The following is a 15,109-nucleotide window of genomic DNA, read 5'->3' on the forward strand; positions in this document are numbered from 1 at the left end:
CAATCTGGAGCTTGGCCGGATGGTTGATGAGGTCGCCGACAGAGCGCGGGCGCAAGCCCATAGATTAGGAGCTTGATCATGATCAGCCCAGAACTCAGCACCATCCGCCAAAAGGATCTAGATCGCGACTGGATCGCCCGCGCCACGGCGGAATTTGAAAGCCGTGGCACCTTAGAAACACTACCTGTGCAGGCCCGCGACGCTGACTTCGGCGTGATGTTCAACGGCAAAGCCCGTGACGGCACACGGGCCGAACCCAACCCCTCCCCGGAATCCAAGGTTGCGGCAGCAGCACCAACCCTGACTGTCACTGAAGCCATGAAGACGTTTCACCTCAGCGAGAGCGACTTGAAGCGCATGGCAACTCGCATGGGCTTCAAGTTCAAGCGCGGATACACCACCAACCAGGGCCACAAAGCTACCGACGGCCCGATGGTTGAGCGGATCACTGCCTTGCGCGACGTAGGCCTGAGCCGGTCCAAGGTCATGAGCAGATCGGCATGAGCTACGAGAAATTCCACCGCCTGCTCAAGGACTACAGCATCGTTTTCCCGGCGCTGCCGTTCCACTTGCGCAACGGGAAGTTGAAGTCTTGAAACGATCCGCAGCCCTTACCCAACAACGCAAACGACAGACCCGGCTGGACTTACCGGCCAGCGGAATCGAAGGAGCAGGCCATGGCCGAGGAACAACAACCGACGGCGGAAGCGCTAAAGCAGCGCCGAAAGCGCGAGAAGGCAGCGGCAAAGGCTGTCGCCTTGGGCATCGAGAAGTTCACGGTTGAGGTGGCCGGCATTTTCAAGAAGGACCTTCAGCGCGTCATGAAGGCCCACGGCATCAACAACCAGCAGGAGGTTTACCAGCTGCTGATGAACCTGATCGCCGCCGACTTCGAAACCCAGGCCCAGATGCTCAAGTGTGTCACGACACCTTTTGTTGTTACCGAAAAGGTGTCGCGACTTATCGAGGCTGCCGGCACGAGGTCGCTTGCCAATGATCCGCCAGAGCTTGACGATGAAGTCGACGTGCCGGCGCTCTAATTGCCGAACAATGAATCATTGGACAATGAAGTTCTCATCGAGACCTTTACGAGCGATGTCTAGGCAGCTCTGCACAAGGCCAAGGGTAAATTCCAGATTATGATCGGTTGGACCCGTGATCAGGCCAACGTGTTCGTCTGTTATATGAAAGGAAGAATCCATCGACCTGAATGTAGCGTGACTTGCTGCAACTGATAGGCCTCGGTAAAGGGTGTCGTAAATAGGCATAAGTTTGGCAACGCGCGCCGCGTCATGCGTTGAAAAACCTGGCGCGTTACCTTCCCCTCGGAGAACAACCTCTGTTAAATCAGCTATGTTTTGGTTGGTCAAACCCTTGTCAGATAGGGAGTCGATCATCGCCTTGGCTTGCTTTTTCTCATCGATGTCACATTGACGAGACATTCTAGGAAATACGGATGGATCTTTGATCAACGCCATACCATGAAACAAGGCTTCCGCCGCGGAACGCGTGATGGTTTGAGCATCAACGACGAGCCCTCGCTCGCACAAAATTATTGCGGCCTGACAACTCCTGATTGTCCGGTGCAGAAAAACCAACGCAGCCAACATGTGCGGCTCTTTCCAATCGACACCTGCCTCCATCATCGCACGCTGTGCAGCGTCAGATGCAGACTCGGCGGCAGTAAAGGAATTGTTAAAGATCGACTTTAGGCTTTCTCGAACGAAGTCCATTGAGGGCGACAGGAACCCTTTGAGATTCAGGGCTTCATCCAGTTCGGCTTGATCCACTTGTTAGCACCCTCAAAAAATCGAATTCGCTCTGACGCCTAAGCCCGATCGTTGCCGGGCCGAACACAAATACCCCAACCAAAACCAAATTGCCACCACCGGTCACGGAGGGCGGCGCAAGTACTGAAGTGCTCTAGTCAGAAACGAACTCCTTCGTAATGCTTGACATTCCTTAGAAAAATTCAGGTAGCGGTTGAATTCACAGACTGCTTATCGTTTAAATCCATATACTTCTGAGTTCTAAAATACCACAGAATAACTCCAGCAACAGAAACCACCAATGAGATAGACTGGAGCCAGCTATAAAATCGCGTCAATCTCTTAAGCTTATCAAAATATCCCTTAACCAAATCAATATTGGTATTTAGTTTTGCATTTACGATCTTTAGCTCAGCAAACTTAGATTGAATTTTCTCTCTAAATATATCCAACTTATCCTGCGCATCTACGAGCTCTTCAATAGTTGGACTTCTTGAAATTAAAACATCTATATCCTTTTTGATTTGATTCGAGGATTCTGTAAGCCCTTCTAGTGCGGCCAAAAATTCGGCTTGCTGAATCGTCAAGGTATCAATCTTCGATTCCAGTTCATCCGACCGTTTGTTTAAATCAAAAAAGAAAAAAACAAAACACAACATCCCGGCAATAGATAGAAACTTATACAGATTATCTGTCGGTGCTTGCATACCCTATCCCTAGTTATTCTTGGCGAATTGCCATAAGTCTTAATACCCCATATCAACGAATCGCGCCAGCCGGCGAGGATCCCATATGCCTCCTTCCCACCAGATACTGGTCGGCGACTGCATCGAAATGATGCGGACCTCGCCGGACCAGTCAGCGCTGTGCTCTATGGAAGCTTTGTGAATGAGAACTCCTCTAGGTTTGCATTCAGATAGCTGGCGATTTCTAGCGCTTTATCAAAAGTAGTGCCTTTCGCCAACTCGAAGCCAAAAAGGTCTTTCGGCATATCGTCATCGGCGGTTGCGTACTCGATGCATATCCACGGGTGCCTGCTCTCATATTGCTTGACAGTAAATATCGGTCTAGCGCGCAGAGTCATTAGCTTTCTCCTTGATCCGGCCCCATGCCGGGCCATCAACCAATAGCCCACAAACTCGAATCACGCCAACCGGAGAGGATCTTCTATGGATTGTTCAGAAATGGCAGCAGATCACCGTAACCCCAAATGACTGTGCCCAATATGACCTGCAAAGCAAGCAGCTTGCGCTGAAAAGACATCCAAGGCGCGAACTTGATGAGAGTGTTTGGTAGGCGCTGTAGACCCTCAGCGAGCAGATGATCCGCAAGTATCGCGAAAACTGTCACAAGTGCTCCCGACCGCATAACCCATACACCAATCGGTTCCGAAGCTGGTTTCCATATCCCTTGAATGGAAACTACTACAGCAATTATGGACATGCACGTAAGCAGCGCTGCTACACCAATGCGCCTTCTAACGTCTGATACTGAATCCGCGTGAGTGCCCATTGGCTCGAAACCGTCCACAACTTCCTCCTAAAACATATACCGGCGAGTAGCCATTATGCCCATTACTTACGGAAGCGTGTGCAGCGGCATCGAAGCGGCAACGCTTGCATGGAAGCCGCTCGGCATGCGAGCCAGCTGGTTCGCTGAGATCGAGGCGTTCCCGTCGGCAGTCCTGGCCCACCATTACCCCAACACGCCGAATCTCGGCGACATGACAAAGCTCGGGGCCCTGGTGCTGGCTGGAAAGATCCCGGCACCCGACGTGCTGGTCGGCGGCACCCCGTGCCAGGCATTCAGCGTGGCACGGATACGCGAAGGCCTCACCGATCCCCGCGGCGCCCTCACCATCAAATACGTGGAGCTTGCAGATGCAGTTGACTATGTTCGCGCCGGCCAGCGAAAGCCCGCCAGCGTCATCATCTGGGAGAACGTCCCCGGCGTCCTCAGTGACAAAGGCAACGCCTTCGGATGCTTTCTTGGCGCGTTTGCTGGGGAAGACTGCGAATTGCAGCCTTCAGGGAAGAAATGGCCAAACGCTGGTTGTGTGTATGGACCCAAAAGAACAATCTCGTGGCGGGTCCTGGACGCTCAATATTTCGGACTGGCCAACGACGCCGCCGTGTGTTCGTTGTCGCAAGTGCTCGAGACGGATTCGATCCCACCGAGGTACTTTTTGAGCGAGAAGGCCTGCGCCGGGATACTGCGCCGCGCCGAGGCCAGGGGCAAGACGTTACCGGAACAGCTCCTTTCGGCCCTGCGCTCCAGTGCGGATGCGGACACATCTTCGGCGAAGAGCTCGGACCGTACGGCTGCGTGAACTGCGAGGGCGACGAAGGGCCAGCGGTGAGCATGTTCGGCGGCATCCCGGCATTCGGCGGCCACAGCTTGGACGGATCGATCGAGCGCGCTGCCACGCTCACCGCCAAGGACAGCCGACTGGATATCGAAAGCGAGACGTTCTTTGTTGTGCCGACACTCGCCGGCGGCGCTCGCAAGTCTGGTGGCTACAGCTATGACGACGTGCCATGTGTTGCAGCAACACTCGACGCCAGTTATGGAAGGCTTCAAGGATGCTCGGGCCAGGACGCCAACCACGGGCACAGCCACCTGGTGGTGCAAGGCACGCAAGACCCGTGCGTCCTGGCGGATCAAGCTCATGCTCTCGGACGCAACAACGGGCAGGAGACGCTGTTTCGCTATCCAGGCTGGTGCTACCCGGGCAAATCCCCTGAGCGGCCTGGACGGTGCCGGTGTGCAAGAGGGCCTGGCTTACATAATCGAAGCGCGCTCAGAGGTACAGATGATTGCGGCGTTCGCTGAAAACTCCAGGGCAGAGCTTCGCTACGAAGATGGTGATGGCGGCATCACTGGTTCGTTAAGCGGTGGTGGTGGAAAAGCAGGACAAGAAATGCCGGCGGCGCAGATTGGGTCAGTGGTTCGGCGGCTCACGCCAAGGGAATGCGAACGCCTACAGGGCATGCCCGACGATTACACCCTGACCCCGTACGGGCGTTCGATTCGCCCAGAGAAGCTGGACGCTGACTACGCGAAGTACCTGATGCGTGGCGGCCGCATGACTTTCGAACAATGTCTGCGAGCCGCTGCCGACGGGCCGCGCTACAAGGCCATCGGCAACAGTAAGGCGGTCACCGGCGTTCACTGGATCGGTCGGCGGATACTGGAACAGATTGCGAACTGATCAGCGCGATCCACCTTCAAAGCTACCGGGGAGAAACGGCCACCCACCGCGCTTTTTCTTTCCCGACTTTTCTTTGTTGGCAGCGATCCTTTCACGCTCAAAGCGCTCATACAGCTTGGGCTGATACTCGACAGGAGTCGCCTCAAGCAGTTCCTTCAGATCATTGAACTGGTGCTTCTTGTTTCGCCTTTCTGATCGAGTCGGGCGCGTCTTCTGTTCCATGCGGAGGCTCCTTTTCTGCAAACGTAGATCATCTCTTATCAAACCTCCACCCTCCACCCTCCACCGCCCGGGCATGCCTCGGCATAGAACGTCCATGTCCGCAGAGACCTCCTAGGCGTGCTTACCTACGCACTCCGATCCATATATTTGCTCCTGAATCAGCCAAGTTAGTCCAAAACTCTGCCCAACCCATTGCCGGCCATAACGTTTGAGCACCCTGGCGTACTTCACCGAAGTGCCATCAGCAAGCTGCATTTCTGCAATTGTGATCTTCATACAAACCTCCGATTGCCCACCGAAATGGCGGGCTGAACTCCTTTTACCCGGACATTACGTTCTTATGCACACCGAGGTGTATTTCATGCCAACAGAAAACAAACAGGCCGAGCCGCTGAGCATTGAGCGGTCGACAGTCACGAAGCTGGTTATCACCGGTGCGCAGGGCCTGGATCCGATCACGGTGTTCCTGGAAGACCTGGCTCCACGCAAGGGCAAAATCACCGTCAGTTGCTGGGACAAGAGCTGGCACGCCTACTGGGGCGGAATGTGGGATGGGCACACCCTCGCTCAGTTCTTTTGCCGGCTGGATGAGCACTACATCATCGGCTACTTCTCGCCCAGCATGGGCGCGATGCGCTTTTCTAACGACGCCCTGATGAAGCTTGCGAGAAAGGCAGTCGTTGACCGGCGACGCATGCGCAAGGGCTATTGGGAGTTCGGCGATAGCCTTGACAGTGAAAACGCTCGCGATCTCTACGACCAGATCGACGACCTGCGCAACATCGAGTCGATCACGAACGCGCACCAGCACGGCGAGCTGTTGACCGATCTGTTCGGCGCGGACTGGTGGCACGTGGTGGACGACAAGGCGATTGAGCCTATCCCACTTGGAACTACCTGTGTCGGATCATCGCGGTCGTACAAGAGGCTCTGGGCCATCAACAACAGCAGGTGGCGGCATGAAGCGCATCTACCTCAGCGGTCCCATGACCAACATGCTGGACCTGAACTTCCCCCTCTTCCACATCACTGCAGCCAGCCTGCGCGAGGCCGGGCACATCGTCGTCAACCCCGCCGAATTCACCCTGACCCAGGCACTTGGAGCGAATGCATGCGCCGCGACATCAAGGCGCTGATGGACTGCGACACCGTGGCCACCCTGCCCGGCTGGCAGGATTCCCGCGGCGCCAGCCTCGAAGTGCACATCGGCAAAGAGCTCGGCATGAAGATTGTGAATGCCCATGATCTGGTACTCAGCCACGCCATTAGGTTATGACATACTCTGACTCTTCTTTGACCTCAAGACGCCAATTACTGTTACTCGAACAGTGATGCAACATCAAATAAATCATAATTGCTGAAAACATGAAACGCCTTCTTGGATTATTTATAACAAACTCATCAAATGAATCACACAACACCAGCTTATTACAAAGATAAGCTACATCATCATGTAAAAAGCTCAGATCGAGAAATGCACCATGCGCAAACTTATTCCTAACCTTTACTAATAGCGAAAAATCCGCCCGCTCTTTTTCAGACAAAACCCCAAGCAAAAAAGCATTAGTTATGGTTACTGAAAGTCGACCAAGAGGCGCTAGATTTCTAAACTCATCATTTGAGCAATTGGGCAAGCGGCTTTTTATAGCCTGAATAAGGAGATCTTCCAAAGTACACAGCACAAGAACTGCACACCCCCTATCCGATTCACGCTCGAACTCTGCCATATATTTATTGAGCTTTTCGCGATCACTTCCAAATACCATACAAGCTCCAATTGATCTAGCCATTCCAAACCTCATCCTACGCCAACTCACAGATAACAGTCAGCCGCTAGCGTCAAGGACAGGTATTGCCAGATGAAAGCACTTTCAATTCGCCAGCCCTGGCCTGGCTGATCGTCAATGGCCACAAGCACATCGAGAACCGGGACTGGCCTACCAAGTTCCGTGGACGCTTCCTGATTCACGCATCAAATGGTATGACCCGGCAGGAGTACGAAGATACCAAGGGCTTCGCGGGATCAATGGGCACCGAAGTACCAGGGTTCGACGAACTTAAGAGGGGCGGTCTGGTTGGCGTCGCCCACCTCTATGATTGCGTTTATCAGGCGGAGTCGCCCTGGTTTTTCGGCAAGTACGGCTTCATTGTCGACTCGGTCGAGCCCATTTCGTTTGTGCCGTACAAGGGGCAGCTTGGGTTTTCGAAGTTCCTGAAGAGCGTTCTTGTTTCTGTCTTTCCCGGAATTTCGTGAAGAACCAAAAAAAAGCCCACCCTGACCAGCTGCGGCCACTCAGCATTTCTCTGAAACACCTGGCAGGGCGAACTACAGAACCTTATTCGAATGAGGCTTCCTCGTATATCAGCCATACCCTGATACAAGCCCCCACCAAAGCCATATAACTACAAACCAAACCCTTACAACTCACAGCCTGCTGGTAAACGGCGGGCGGAGCTATGCCATGAACAAAGAAGACCTCGCGGATCGTATATGCGCAATCGCCTACCCTTGCCGCATCCATAAAGACCTCTTCCAGGTCGCCAAGGGCTCTGGCCTGGTGATCGTCTACGGCGCCAGCGATTCGATGGGGTCCGGGAAGCGGCGGGTTGTTCAAGGGGTCGATAGAAGAGGAAATGCCGGGCTTCCACGAAGTGCGTGCGCTGTCGCTGCACCTGTATCAGAAAGCCGGAAAGGATGGGCAGAAGATCGCCGGCCATGCCATGACCAGAACTACCAGAGGGATCACGCGGATATCGTGTGGTCGGAGGCAATCCCAGACCTGAATATCAGCGAAATCACCGGTTAGTTTTGCGCATGTTTTGCGCGAGCACAAAAAAGCCGATCCATCTGATCGGCTTAACTGTCTGATTTACTCAGGAATAATGGTCGGGACGGAGTGATTCGAACACTCGACCCCTAGCACCCCATCTCCTTTTTCGTACTTCTTGAAAGCTTCCAAAATTTTACTCTGGATTTTTCTAAGCTAGTATTTACTTGAGCTCCAGCGGTGTTCTGCTCTACGAGAGTCCAGTAACGTCCATCAAGAGCCGACGTTTTTGTGGGGGTAAAAGTAGGGGAAGTCCATTTCATGGCCAAAATTACCATCAAAGAACTTGAGTCGCTGACCGCCAATGATGCTGGCCGGATCCTCAGGGAGGATGGCAATCTCGCCGGTCGAATCTCCGTGCGTAAGGACGGTGTGTCGGTCAGCTTTTTTTATCGCTATCGGTGGGGCGACCAGAACAAAGAGTACTCCTGCGGCTCCTGGCCGCGCAAATCCCTGACGGACATCCGTAAGGCGCGTAACCAGGCCAGGGCACTCATTGATGAGCAGATCAATCCCAACGAGCAAAAGAAAACCGCCAAGGCACAGGCATACGCCGCTGCTAACGTTGAGGCCGAACAAGTAAAAACGACGAAGGTGCAAACGCTGACCGTCCAGGATCTGGCCAAGGCTTGGCTGGTGGATGGCGTCGCGCGCAAAGACGGTAATGCAGAGTTGAAACGGCGTTTTAACAAGGACCTATACCCAGCACTCGGCAAGACCGCGGTGAGCAGCGTCTCCGAACACGATGTTCGGGCGCTGATCCGGGCCGTGGTCAACCGCGGCGCTCATCGGCAAGCCATCAGCTTCTTCGCCGACCTCACCCAGATGTTCAGCTGGGCTAGAAAGCGCCAACCCTGGCGGGCCTTATTGATCGAGGGTGATCCAACTGAGCTGGTCGACATCTCCCCCCTGATCCCGGCCGACTACGAGGCCGAAAGAAGCAGGATCCTTTCGTCGGCTGAGCTGTTGGAACTGCACAACCGCTTCCAGCAAATGACCGCCGACTACAACGCCCTCCCCGCGGGTCAAAAGTACGACGGCATTCGGCCGCTAAAGAAGGAAACCCAACTTGCGCTCTGGATCAGCTTGGGCACCCTGTGCCGGATCGGCGAGTTGCTGCAGGCCGAATGGAAAAATATCGATCTGGACCGGCAGACCTGGTTTCTCCCCAGCGAGAACGTCAAAGGCACTCGCGGCAAAAAGCAGGACCACCATGTGTTCCTCTCCCCCTTCGCCCTGCATTTCTTTCAAGAACTCAAGACCCTGACGGGAGACTCACAATGGTGTTTTCCGAACAAGCAGGATGATGGGCATGTGGACGTGAAAGTGGTGAGTAAACAGGTCGGCGATCGCCAGGCCCGGTTCAAAAACCGCAAGGCCCTTTCCAGACGGCGTCATGACGACACCCTGGTCCTTGCCGACGGCCAAAACGGCGACTGGACGCCGCATGACCTGCGCCGCACGGGCGCGACCATGATGCAGGCGTTGGGTGTCAGCCTGGACGTCATCGATCGCTGCCAAAACCATGTGCTGGCCGGCTCCCGGGTGAGGCGCCACTACCTGCATCACGATTATGCAGAAGAGAAGAAGCGCGCCTGGAACCTGTTGGGCGATCGCCTCAGTGCAGTGCTGTCCTCAACCTATGAGCACACACCGACCGAGTCGATGATGTCTTTTCCAGACTACGCCGCGACTGGGTCACTGCCGACTCCACAGGTCAGATTCTGCACTACGGAGTATCTCTTGGATTCGTAGCTTTCGCCGAGCGCTTGCTTCGGGTCGATTTCGGCCAGTCATGACCAGTAGAAATCGGCCAACAGCAGCCACTCGATATATCTACGACGCCTGGGCGATTCAGGCAACCTTCTCGCTAGAATCTGGAAGGCAAGCTGGAGACTCCCAGCCGCCAGGCGTTGGCGAAGGATGTTGCAGCGGTATCAGACTATTTCGAATAAGCTGGCTCCCAAGCCTGAGGCGCAGCAGGTCTAGGTGAACAATCTGAAGGAGCTTACGGCTTGGTTGTATGGCTGAGCAGGTGCATCTCCCGCTCAGCACACAAGATCAATCATCAGCGTAAAGACTCACTGCGCGACGCAACGCATCTCGCACATGTGCGCGGATAACGGGAGGTCCAAGCACTTCGATCTCGTCCGAATTGCTCAGCAGAAACAATCTCAGGCCTTGAGTATCACGCAGGGTGCAATTCAGATCCCATTTTCCGTCGGACAATTGCACCATGGTCTGGTCATCTGCCAGCCGATTCTCTGTAAGTCGGTTGTGCAAGTTGGCACCTAGCCGAAGCCTGAGCTCAACGGGTTCATCACCATGAATCGTCATGAGGTGCTTTTGCGTCTCGAGCGAATTGACGTCGACGTCTTCAGGCTCAGGGATATACCGGCTGCTTTCTGTAACCGCCACCACTCGATGGAGCATGAGCGCGCACTGTGTTTTCGGACCATTGCTGCTGTACTTACCGCGCTTTGCGCCGGGCTCGGGTGCACAGCCTTCTGGCCACTCTTCTGTTAGAACATAGGCAGACAGGTAGATGTTCGAATCCTGATAGGAGAGCGCCAGGGGTTTGAGGTGGTCGACACACTCGACGCCCCCGGCATCCCGGGGCAGATACGTGACCTTCAACGGCTCATTGTATCGAAGAGCATCTTGAATCCTGACCACATGAGCGGGATCGGATCGCCCGGGATGCAACACCGTGAAGCGAGTACCTGTGGTGATGCGCTTGGACCACTCCAGCTTACGGTGAGGTCCCTTGCTCATGACGGCATCAACGTATTTACGCAGCTTCCCTAGCATTTCGGATGGCGCCTGAAGGCCAAAACGAGCCGCATGATCGATGATGGCCGATACCGTCATGGCCTCCGTAGGCAAGAGCGTCAGATCAAGGCCAGGCCCTGCCCACTCCCAAAAATTGGCTCGCAGGTCCAAGTCCAGCTTGACCTGTCTGACATCACCAATGCGTTCCAATGCATCAAGATCCCGTTGCGTACTTCTGGGAATGTGATTCTCAAGCTCTAATTCGGAGCAGAGACGCTCATGCAGAACGGTGGTCGACTGCGGCTCCTTGTACTCAAGCAAAATCTTGCGCAGGCAATCTCGGCGATCAAACAAATCCACTTTATTTTCCACAGTCATCCTATTGCGGACACGATCTGTCCCTATCCGATGTTTTGATGCTCTGGCTGGCAGGCAATCTCGCTAACCGTAATGCCAGCCCACAGGAGTATTCATGAATCGCCAAACCTACCTCGCCCTCCCCCATGTGTCTCAGTTCACCGACTGGCTCGCGGCAGAACTCGACTCTAAATCGCACTTCACGCATGAGTATGTTGATCGTCGAACCGGTGCGCAATGGTCGTGTAACAGCTTGTTTGACGCCTTCGCTCACTACCGTTGGAATCATCCGGGAAACTCGCGATTGGCGTTCAATCCGGGTAACTGCTCCATGAGCAATGGCTTTGCCCTGACGGCACTGCGCAAAGACCTCGACAACCTTAATGGCAATGACAGTCGCGCTCTTGATGCTGCCCTTGACGTGATGAGCTGGGGTGGCGTGATTGCGGGCAACGCGACCTGGCTCAAGGCGAACAAGATAGGACTGGCGAGCCTGCTGAAATCGGTACAGGCAGCAATGGACGCCGGCGATGAGCTTGCTCCCGCTCTGCGCTCAAAGCACCTGCGCTTCAACTCTGGAATGACCAAAGTTTACTCGCTGTGTTGGCGCCGACGCCAAATTGACCTACTTGCCGAGATGTCACTGACCCAGTCTGATTCCTCGCAAACCATTGCCTGTTCTAGATTGGTGCCTATTGGAGGTGGGTCAGTCTTACATCGGCACTTGGGTCAATTCGGCGTCGGCGTCAACAGTAAACCCTGCTGGATCAACTTTCCTTAAATCAAACGGTGCGACGTCCCAATAAGGACCCCCATCAGGGCCATGATCGGCGAGGCCATTGTCAATGAGCACATTTGCCAATAAATCGGGGGGGCGGGGAATTGCATTAACCCCCTGAGAAATGACTTCTTTAACGACGTCATCCGCTCCCTGTTTCCAAACAACAAAGACACCGTCTACCGTGACCCAGCCCCTAGGGAAGGTCTGAAGTAAGCAGCCGTTTTTAACGGCCTCGCTGTCTGAGGTTCAAAAAACACCGACTTAATCGAAAATCAGACCTTTCCTCCTGTCAGTTCACTGTTTTTTGCGGAATAGCACCTTTTCAGGGCTCATTGTCCACATCACAGGCGCACCTCGCCTGCATTCAACAGTCGTTTTCGCATCATCCACAGGTTCGATAAGGCAAACAGTGTGGTCTGCTGCGCGGTGTTTTTCACCAAGCCTCGGAAGCGGACTTTCGTATAACCAAACTGGCGCTTGATCACCCTGAATGGATGCTCAACCTTGGCCCGGACTTGAGCTTTCGCGTATTCGATTTTGCGGCGCATGCGACCGATCAGACTCTTTTTTGCATGCTTCTTATAGCTGCTGGGGCGCGCTGCGATCGACCAGATCATCTGGCGATGTTGATGCTCCGCACGCTTCTCCACGCCGGTGTAACCGGCATCGCCAGAGACGTAAGTTTCCTCGCCATGCAGCAACTGATCGACCTGAGTCACGTCCGCCACATTCGCCGCCGTGCCCACCACGCTATGTACCAGACCGGATTCAACATCGACACCGATGTGCGATTTCATCCCGAAATAGTACTGATTTCCTTTCTTTGTCTGGTGCATTTCGGGGTCGCGTTTACCGTCCTTGTTCTTGGTCGAACTGGGCGCATGAATGATCGTCGCATCGACCACAGTTCCCTGACGCAGCAGCAAACCTCGGTCGCCCAAATAGCCGTTGATGACCTGCAAAATCCCACCGGCCAGCTCATGTTTTTCCAACAGCCGGCGGAAGTTGAGGATCGTGGTTTCATCCGGAATCCGATCCAAATGCAGCCCGGCAAACTGGCGCAGAATCGTGGTTTCATAGAGGGACTCTTCCATCGCCGGATCGCTGCAGCCGAACCAGTTTTGCATCAGATGAGCGTGGAACGGGTGGCCGGATCACCGTGGAATCAGTGGCCGGATGCTCATGGAATAGGTGGCCGGATGGCCGTGGAATCCGCAGCGGATCGCTCTGCGGTTGAGGCGTTACTGACAAGGCCTGGGTCAAAGGCTCTAAACGAACGTGGCTCAGTCGGTATCAGTCAATTCAAAACGATCAGCAGACTGCGCTGGGCGCGGTCTGAAGTATAGGAAATGGAGCGGGGAGAATGATTGCAACAGTTCTGGCGACAGCAGTGATTTTCGGTTTTGGTTGGTTCGTTCTGCGGTTTGGTCGCAAAGATACTAAAGGATGGTGGTTACGGGATTACTTCGGGAAGGTAGCTTTTTATGTTGCCATTTTCATGGCGATGGTGGTTGGCAGGCAGTTCGATTTCCCGAGTAGGCTTGTGCTCGCGTTACCAGCAGCTTTGATAATGAGTGTAGTTATCGCCTCCCCGTTGACGCTGATCTACTACTTCCGCGTGGTCAAAAAACAGGCCCATTTGAGGCCAAAAGTTGTTGGCGACGTTGACCAAAGCGAATGATAGGAAAAGAGGAATTTACGTCTCGATATCAGTCAGGCGCGTGGCTACGAAAAGGTGCATCAAAACCGCTTTAAGTCCATCAAAGAAAGACTTCGAAATTTTGTCGACAAATCCCCTGAGAGAGTAGAGGTGGCCGGATTAAAAAAATTATGCGAACAGCAAGTTTTATCCGAGCTTCCGAATCATCAATTTTACGTTCCCGGAGCGCTTTCCAATGAGTAACGATAGACAACCTCCGCAGGACCCGCCTCGTCCACGGCCTCAGGATCAACCTAGGCCGGATACCGAGCACGGAAAACGACATCTTGAGCCTGATCGGCCTTGGCCGAGACGTTAACTTCATATCCTGCTCTGAGCTAGCATTGTAGATACTATGTTTATATAAATGGCTTGCCCTGCTTGCGAATAGTATCTACAATGTTTCTACTTTATGAGGTGTTTTATGGAAGTGAAAATTCAGCAGTGGGGCAATAGCGCGGCGATTCGCCTGCCCGCGACCGTGCTCAAGCAAATGAGCCTGGTCAGCGGCGATGTGCTGATGCTCGATGCGTCCGCAGGAGTGATGACGCTCAAACCGGCAAAAGCCAAGCTGCACTATCGGCTGGCTGATCTGATGGCCAAGTGTGATTTGAATGCGCCTGAGCCTGCGGAACTGGCTGAGTGGAACGACATGCAGCCAGTAGGACGTGAAGTTTGAAGCGAGCCAAATTTAACCGGGCTGACATTGTGCGCCTGAACCTGAATCCAACCGCTGGCCGTGAGCAGCAGGGCGATTTCCGTCCGGCATTAATTCTCACACCTGCGGCTTATAACGCATCTGGCCTCGCAATCATTGCACCGATCACGCAGGGCGGCGACTTTGCCCGATACGCCGGTTTTGCGGTGCCGTTAAGTGGTTCAGGTACTGAGACTCAAGGTGTTGTTCTGTGTAACCAGGTTCGCACCGTTGACCTTGAGGCTCGTGGCGCAAAGCGTATTGAGTCGGTTCCCGAGGTTGTGATTGACGATGTGCTGGCCCGTGTCCAAGCACTCTTTGAGTAACGGGGAAAACCAACATGCCAAGCAAACCTGTACCGACTCTGATGCCGTCGTACAACTCTAGGACGGCAGATAAGTTCGTAGTGCGCCTGCCAGATGGGCTGCGTGAACGTATCAACGAGGCGACAGAAAACAATCACCGAAGCATGAACGGTGAAATTGTCGCGCGAATTAATGGCTCGCTGGATCTTGAGCGGAAATACGAAGAGATGCGGCAACTGAACAGCTTTCTGAATCAGAAGATCGCAATTCTTGAGGCGGCATCACAGCCCTGAGGGAAATTCGACGGAAAGTCCCATGAAGATGCAGAGCGTAGGTCAAGCAGTGTTCAAGTCCGCTGTGCCGTGTGCGCCTGCATCGCTGCGAACCTTCCGCCTGCACTTGACGGTAGCCAGGCCGGGGCACCCAGCAAGGGAATGGCTACGCCCAAAATGCTCACCCGCTCAGACT

17 protein-coding genes and 5 pseudogenes are annotated in these 15,109 nt (G+C 54.1%); 13 read left to right on the forward strand and 9 right to left on the reverse strand.

Annotated elements, in window-relative coordinates; translation table 11 throughout:
• The first annotated feature begins 78 nt into the window (after positions 1 to 78).
• Together MKS85_RS27560 and MKS85_RS27565 are read left to right on the forward strand one after the other, a co-directional pair.
• Positions 79 to 504, forward strand: coding sequence for a hypothetical protein (locus MKS85_RS27560; protein ID WP_310663207.1), 426 nt, complete (start codon positions 79 to 81; stop codon positions 502 to 504).
• 173 nt (positions 505 to 677) lie between these two features.
• Positions 678 to 1,040 (forward strand): hypothetical protein, encoded by a 363-nt coding sequence (locus MKS85_RS27565; RefSeq protein ID WP_310663208.1) that lies wholly within the window; start codon positions 678 to 680, stop codon positions 1,038 to 1,040.
• 15 nt (positions 1,041 to 1,055) lie between these two features.
• Here the strand turns inward: MKS85_RS27565 and MKS85_RS27570 are convergent, their stop codons facing one another.
• From MKS85_RS27570 to MKS85_RS27580, 3 genes are all read right to left on the reverse strand, one after another.
• A complete protein-coding gene (locus MKS85_RS27570) occupies positions 1,056 to 1,790 on the reverse strand; it encodes a DUF5677 domain-containing protein (RefSeq protein ID WP_310663209.1) in 735 nt (244 codons plus the stop codon).
• Positions 1,791 to 1,972: 182 nt separating this feature from the next.
• Positions 1,973 to 2,476 (reverse strand): hypothetical protein, encoded by a 504-nt coding sequence (locus tag MKS85_RS27575; protein WP_310663210.1) that lies wholly within the window; start codon positions 2,474 to 2,476, stop codon positions 1,973 to 1,975.
• Between the two features lie 164 nt (positions 2,477 to 2,640).
• Positions 2,641 to 2,853: a hypothetical protein gene (locus tag MKS85_RS27580; RefSeq protein WP_310663211.1), complete on the reverse strand. Its 213-nt coding sequence runs from the start codon at positions 2,851 to 2,853 to the stop codon at positions 2,641 to 2,643.
• Positions 2,854 to 3,336: 483 nt separating this feature from the next.
• On the opposite strand from MKS85_RS27580, the pseudogene MKS85_RS27585 reads away from it, so the two are divergent.
• A pseudogene (locus MKS85_RS27585) lies at positions 3,337 to 4,980 on the forward strand (DNA cytosine methyltransferase).
• Here the strand turns inward: MKS85_RS27585 and MKS85_RS27595 are convergent.
• Together MKS85_RS27595 and MKS85_RS27600 are read right to left on the reverse strand one after the other, a co-directional pair.
• Positions 4,981 to 5,202, reverse strand: a complete 222-nt coding sequence (locus tag MKS85_RS27595; protein WP_310663212.1) for a hypothetical protein — start codon at positions 5,200 to 5,202, stop codon at positions 4,981 to 4,983.
• Between the two features lie 319 nt (positions 5,203 to 5,521).
• Entirely contained in the window at positions 5,522 to 6,055 is a 534-nt protein-coding gene (locus MKS85_RS27600) for a hypothetical protein (RefSeq protein ID WP_310663213.1), read from the reverse strand.
• Between the two features lie 142 nt (positions 6,056 to 6,197).
• Here MKS85_RS27600 and MKS85_RS29100 point away from each other — a divergent pair, with 142 nt between their 5' ends.
• Together MKS85_RS29100 and MKS85_RS29105 are read left to right on the forward strand one after the other, a co-directional pair.
• Positions 6,198 to 6,338, forward strand: coding sequence for a hypothetical protein (locus MKS85_RS29100; RefSeq protein ID WP_409078037.1), 141 nt, complete (start codon positions 6,198 to 6,200; stop codon positions 6,336 to 6,338).
• The gene (locus MKS85_RS29105) at positions 6,338 to 6,478 is read left to right on the forward strand and encodes a DUF4406 domain-containing protein (RefSeq protein ID WP_409078038.1); all 141 of its coding nucleotides are present in this window, start codon (positions 6,338 to 6,340) and stop codon (positions 6,476 to 6,478) included. Before MKS85_RS29100 ends, MKS85_RS29105 begins: the two co-directional genes overlap by 1 nt.
• On the opposite strand, the gene MKS85_RS27610 is transcribed toward MKS85_RS29105, so the two are convergent.
• On the reverse strand, positions 6,468 to 6,992 hold the full coding sequence (locus MKS85_RS27610; protein WP_310663214.1) for a hypothetical protein: 525 nt from the start codon (positions 6,990 to 6,992) through the stop codon (positions 6,468 to 6,470). The genes MKS85_RS29105 and MKS85_RS27610 overlap by 11 nt on opposite strands.
• 62 nt (positions 6,993 to 7,054) lie before the next feature.
• Here MKS85_RS27610 and MKS85_RS27615 point away from each other — a divergent pair, with 62 nt between their 5' ends.
• From MKS85_RS27615 to MKS85_RS27625, 3 genes and pseudogenes are all read left to right on the forward strand, one after another.
• A complete protein-coding gene (locus tag MKS85_RS27615; RefSeq protein ID WP_310663215.1) occupies positions 7,055 to 7,456 on the forward strand; it encodes an ASCH domain-containing protein in 402 nt (133 codons plus the stop codon).
• Positions 7,457 to 7,789: 333 nt separating this feature from the next.
• Positions 7,790 to 8,009, forward strand: a pseudogene (locus MKS85_RS27620) (integrase); the annotation flags it as partial.
• Positions 8,010 to 8,291: 282 nt separating this feature from the next.
• Complete coding sequence (locus MKS85_RS27625) at positions 8,292 to 9,785, forward strand: tyrosine-type recombinase/integrase (protein WP_310663216.1); 1,494 nt, start codon at positions 8,292 to 8,294, stop codon at positions 9,783 to 9,785.
• Positions 9,786 to 10,091: 306 nt separating this feature from the next.
• Here the strand turns inward: MKS85_RS27625 and MKS85_RS27630 are convergent, their stop codons facing one another.
• Positions 10,092 to 11,180, reverse strand: coding sequence for a WYL domain-containing protein (locus tag MKS85_RS27630; protein WP_310663217.1), 1,089 nt, complete (start codon positions 11,178 to 11,180; stop codon positions 10,092 to 10,094).
• Positions 11,181 to 11,274: 94 nt separating this feature from the next.
• On the opposite strand from MKS85_RS27630, the gene MKS85_RS27635 reads away from it, so the two are divergent.
• A complete protein-coding gene (locus MKS85_RS27635) occupies positions 11,275 to 11,940 on the forward strand; it encodes a hypothetical protein (RefSeq protein WP_310663218.1) in 666 nt (221 codons plus the stop codon).
• Here MKS85_RS27635 and MKS85_RS29110 read toward each other — a convergent pair.
• Positions 11,872 to 12,123: pseudogene (locus MKS85_RS29110) on the reverse strand (TraI domain-containing protein); the annotation flags it as partial. The gene MKS85_RS27635 and the pseudogene MKS85_RS29110 sit on opposite strands and share 69 nt — an antisense overlap.
• 158 nt (positions 12,124 to 12,281) lie before the next feature.
• Positions 12,282 to 13,073 (reverse strand): annotated as a pseudogene (locus tag MKS85_RS27640) (IS5 family transposase); the annotation flags it as partial.
• 230 nt (positions 13,074 to 13,303) lie between these two features.
• On the opposite strand from MKS85_RS27640, the gene MKS85_RS27645 reads away from it, so the two are divergent.
• The 4 genes and pseudogenes from MKS85_RS27645 to MKS85_RS27660 all read left to right on the forward strand — a co-directional run.
• Positions 13,304 to 13,621, forward strand: coding sequence for a hypothetical protein (locus MKS85_RS27645; RefSeq protein WP_310663219.1), 318 nt, complete (start codon positions 13,304 to 13,306; stop codon positions 13,619 to 13,621).
• 442 nt (positions 13,622 to 14,063) lie between these two features.
• Positions 14,064 to 14,318, forward strand: a complete 255-nt coding sequence (locus tag MKS85_RS27650; protein WP_083374993.1) for an AbrB/MazE/SpoVT family DNA-binding domain-containing protein — start codon at positions 14,064 to 14,066, stop codon at positions 14,316 to 14,318.
• Complete coding sequence (locus MKS85_RS27655) at positions 14,315 to 14,662, forward strand: type II toxin-antitoxin system ChpB family toxin (protein ID WP_083374992.1); 348 nt, start codon at positions 14,315 to 14,317, stop codon at positions 14,660 to 14,662. Before MKS85_RS27650 ends, MKS85_RS27655 begins: the two co-directional genes overlap by 4 nt.
• Positions 14,663 to 14,703: 41 nt before the next feature.
• Positions 14,704 to 14,844, forward strand: a pseudogene (locus tag MKS85_RS27660) (Arc family DNA-binding protein); the annotation flags it as partial.
• Between the last annotated feature and the right edge of the window lie 265 nt (positions 14,845 to 15,109).

This window comes from Pseudomonas sp. JL2 (assembly GCF_031570495.1).
Classification (GTDB): Bacteria; Pseudomonadota; Gammaproteobacteria; order Pseudomonadales; family Pseudomonadaceae; genus Aquipseudomonas; species Aquipseudomonas rhizophila.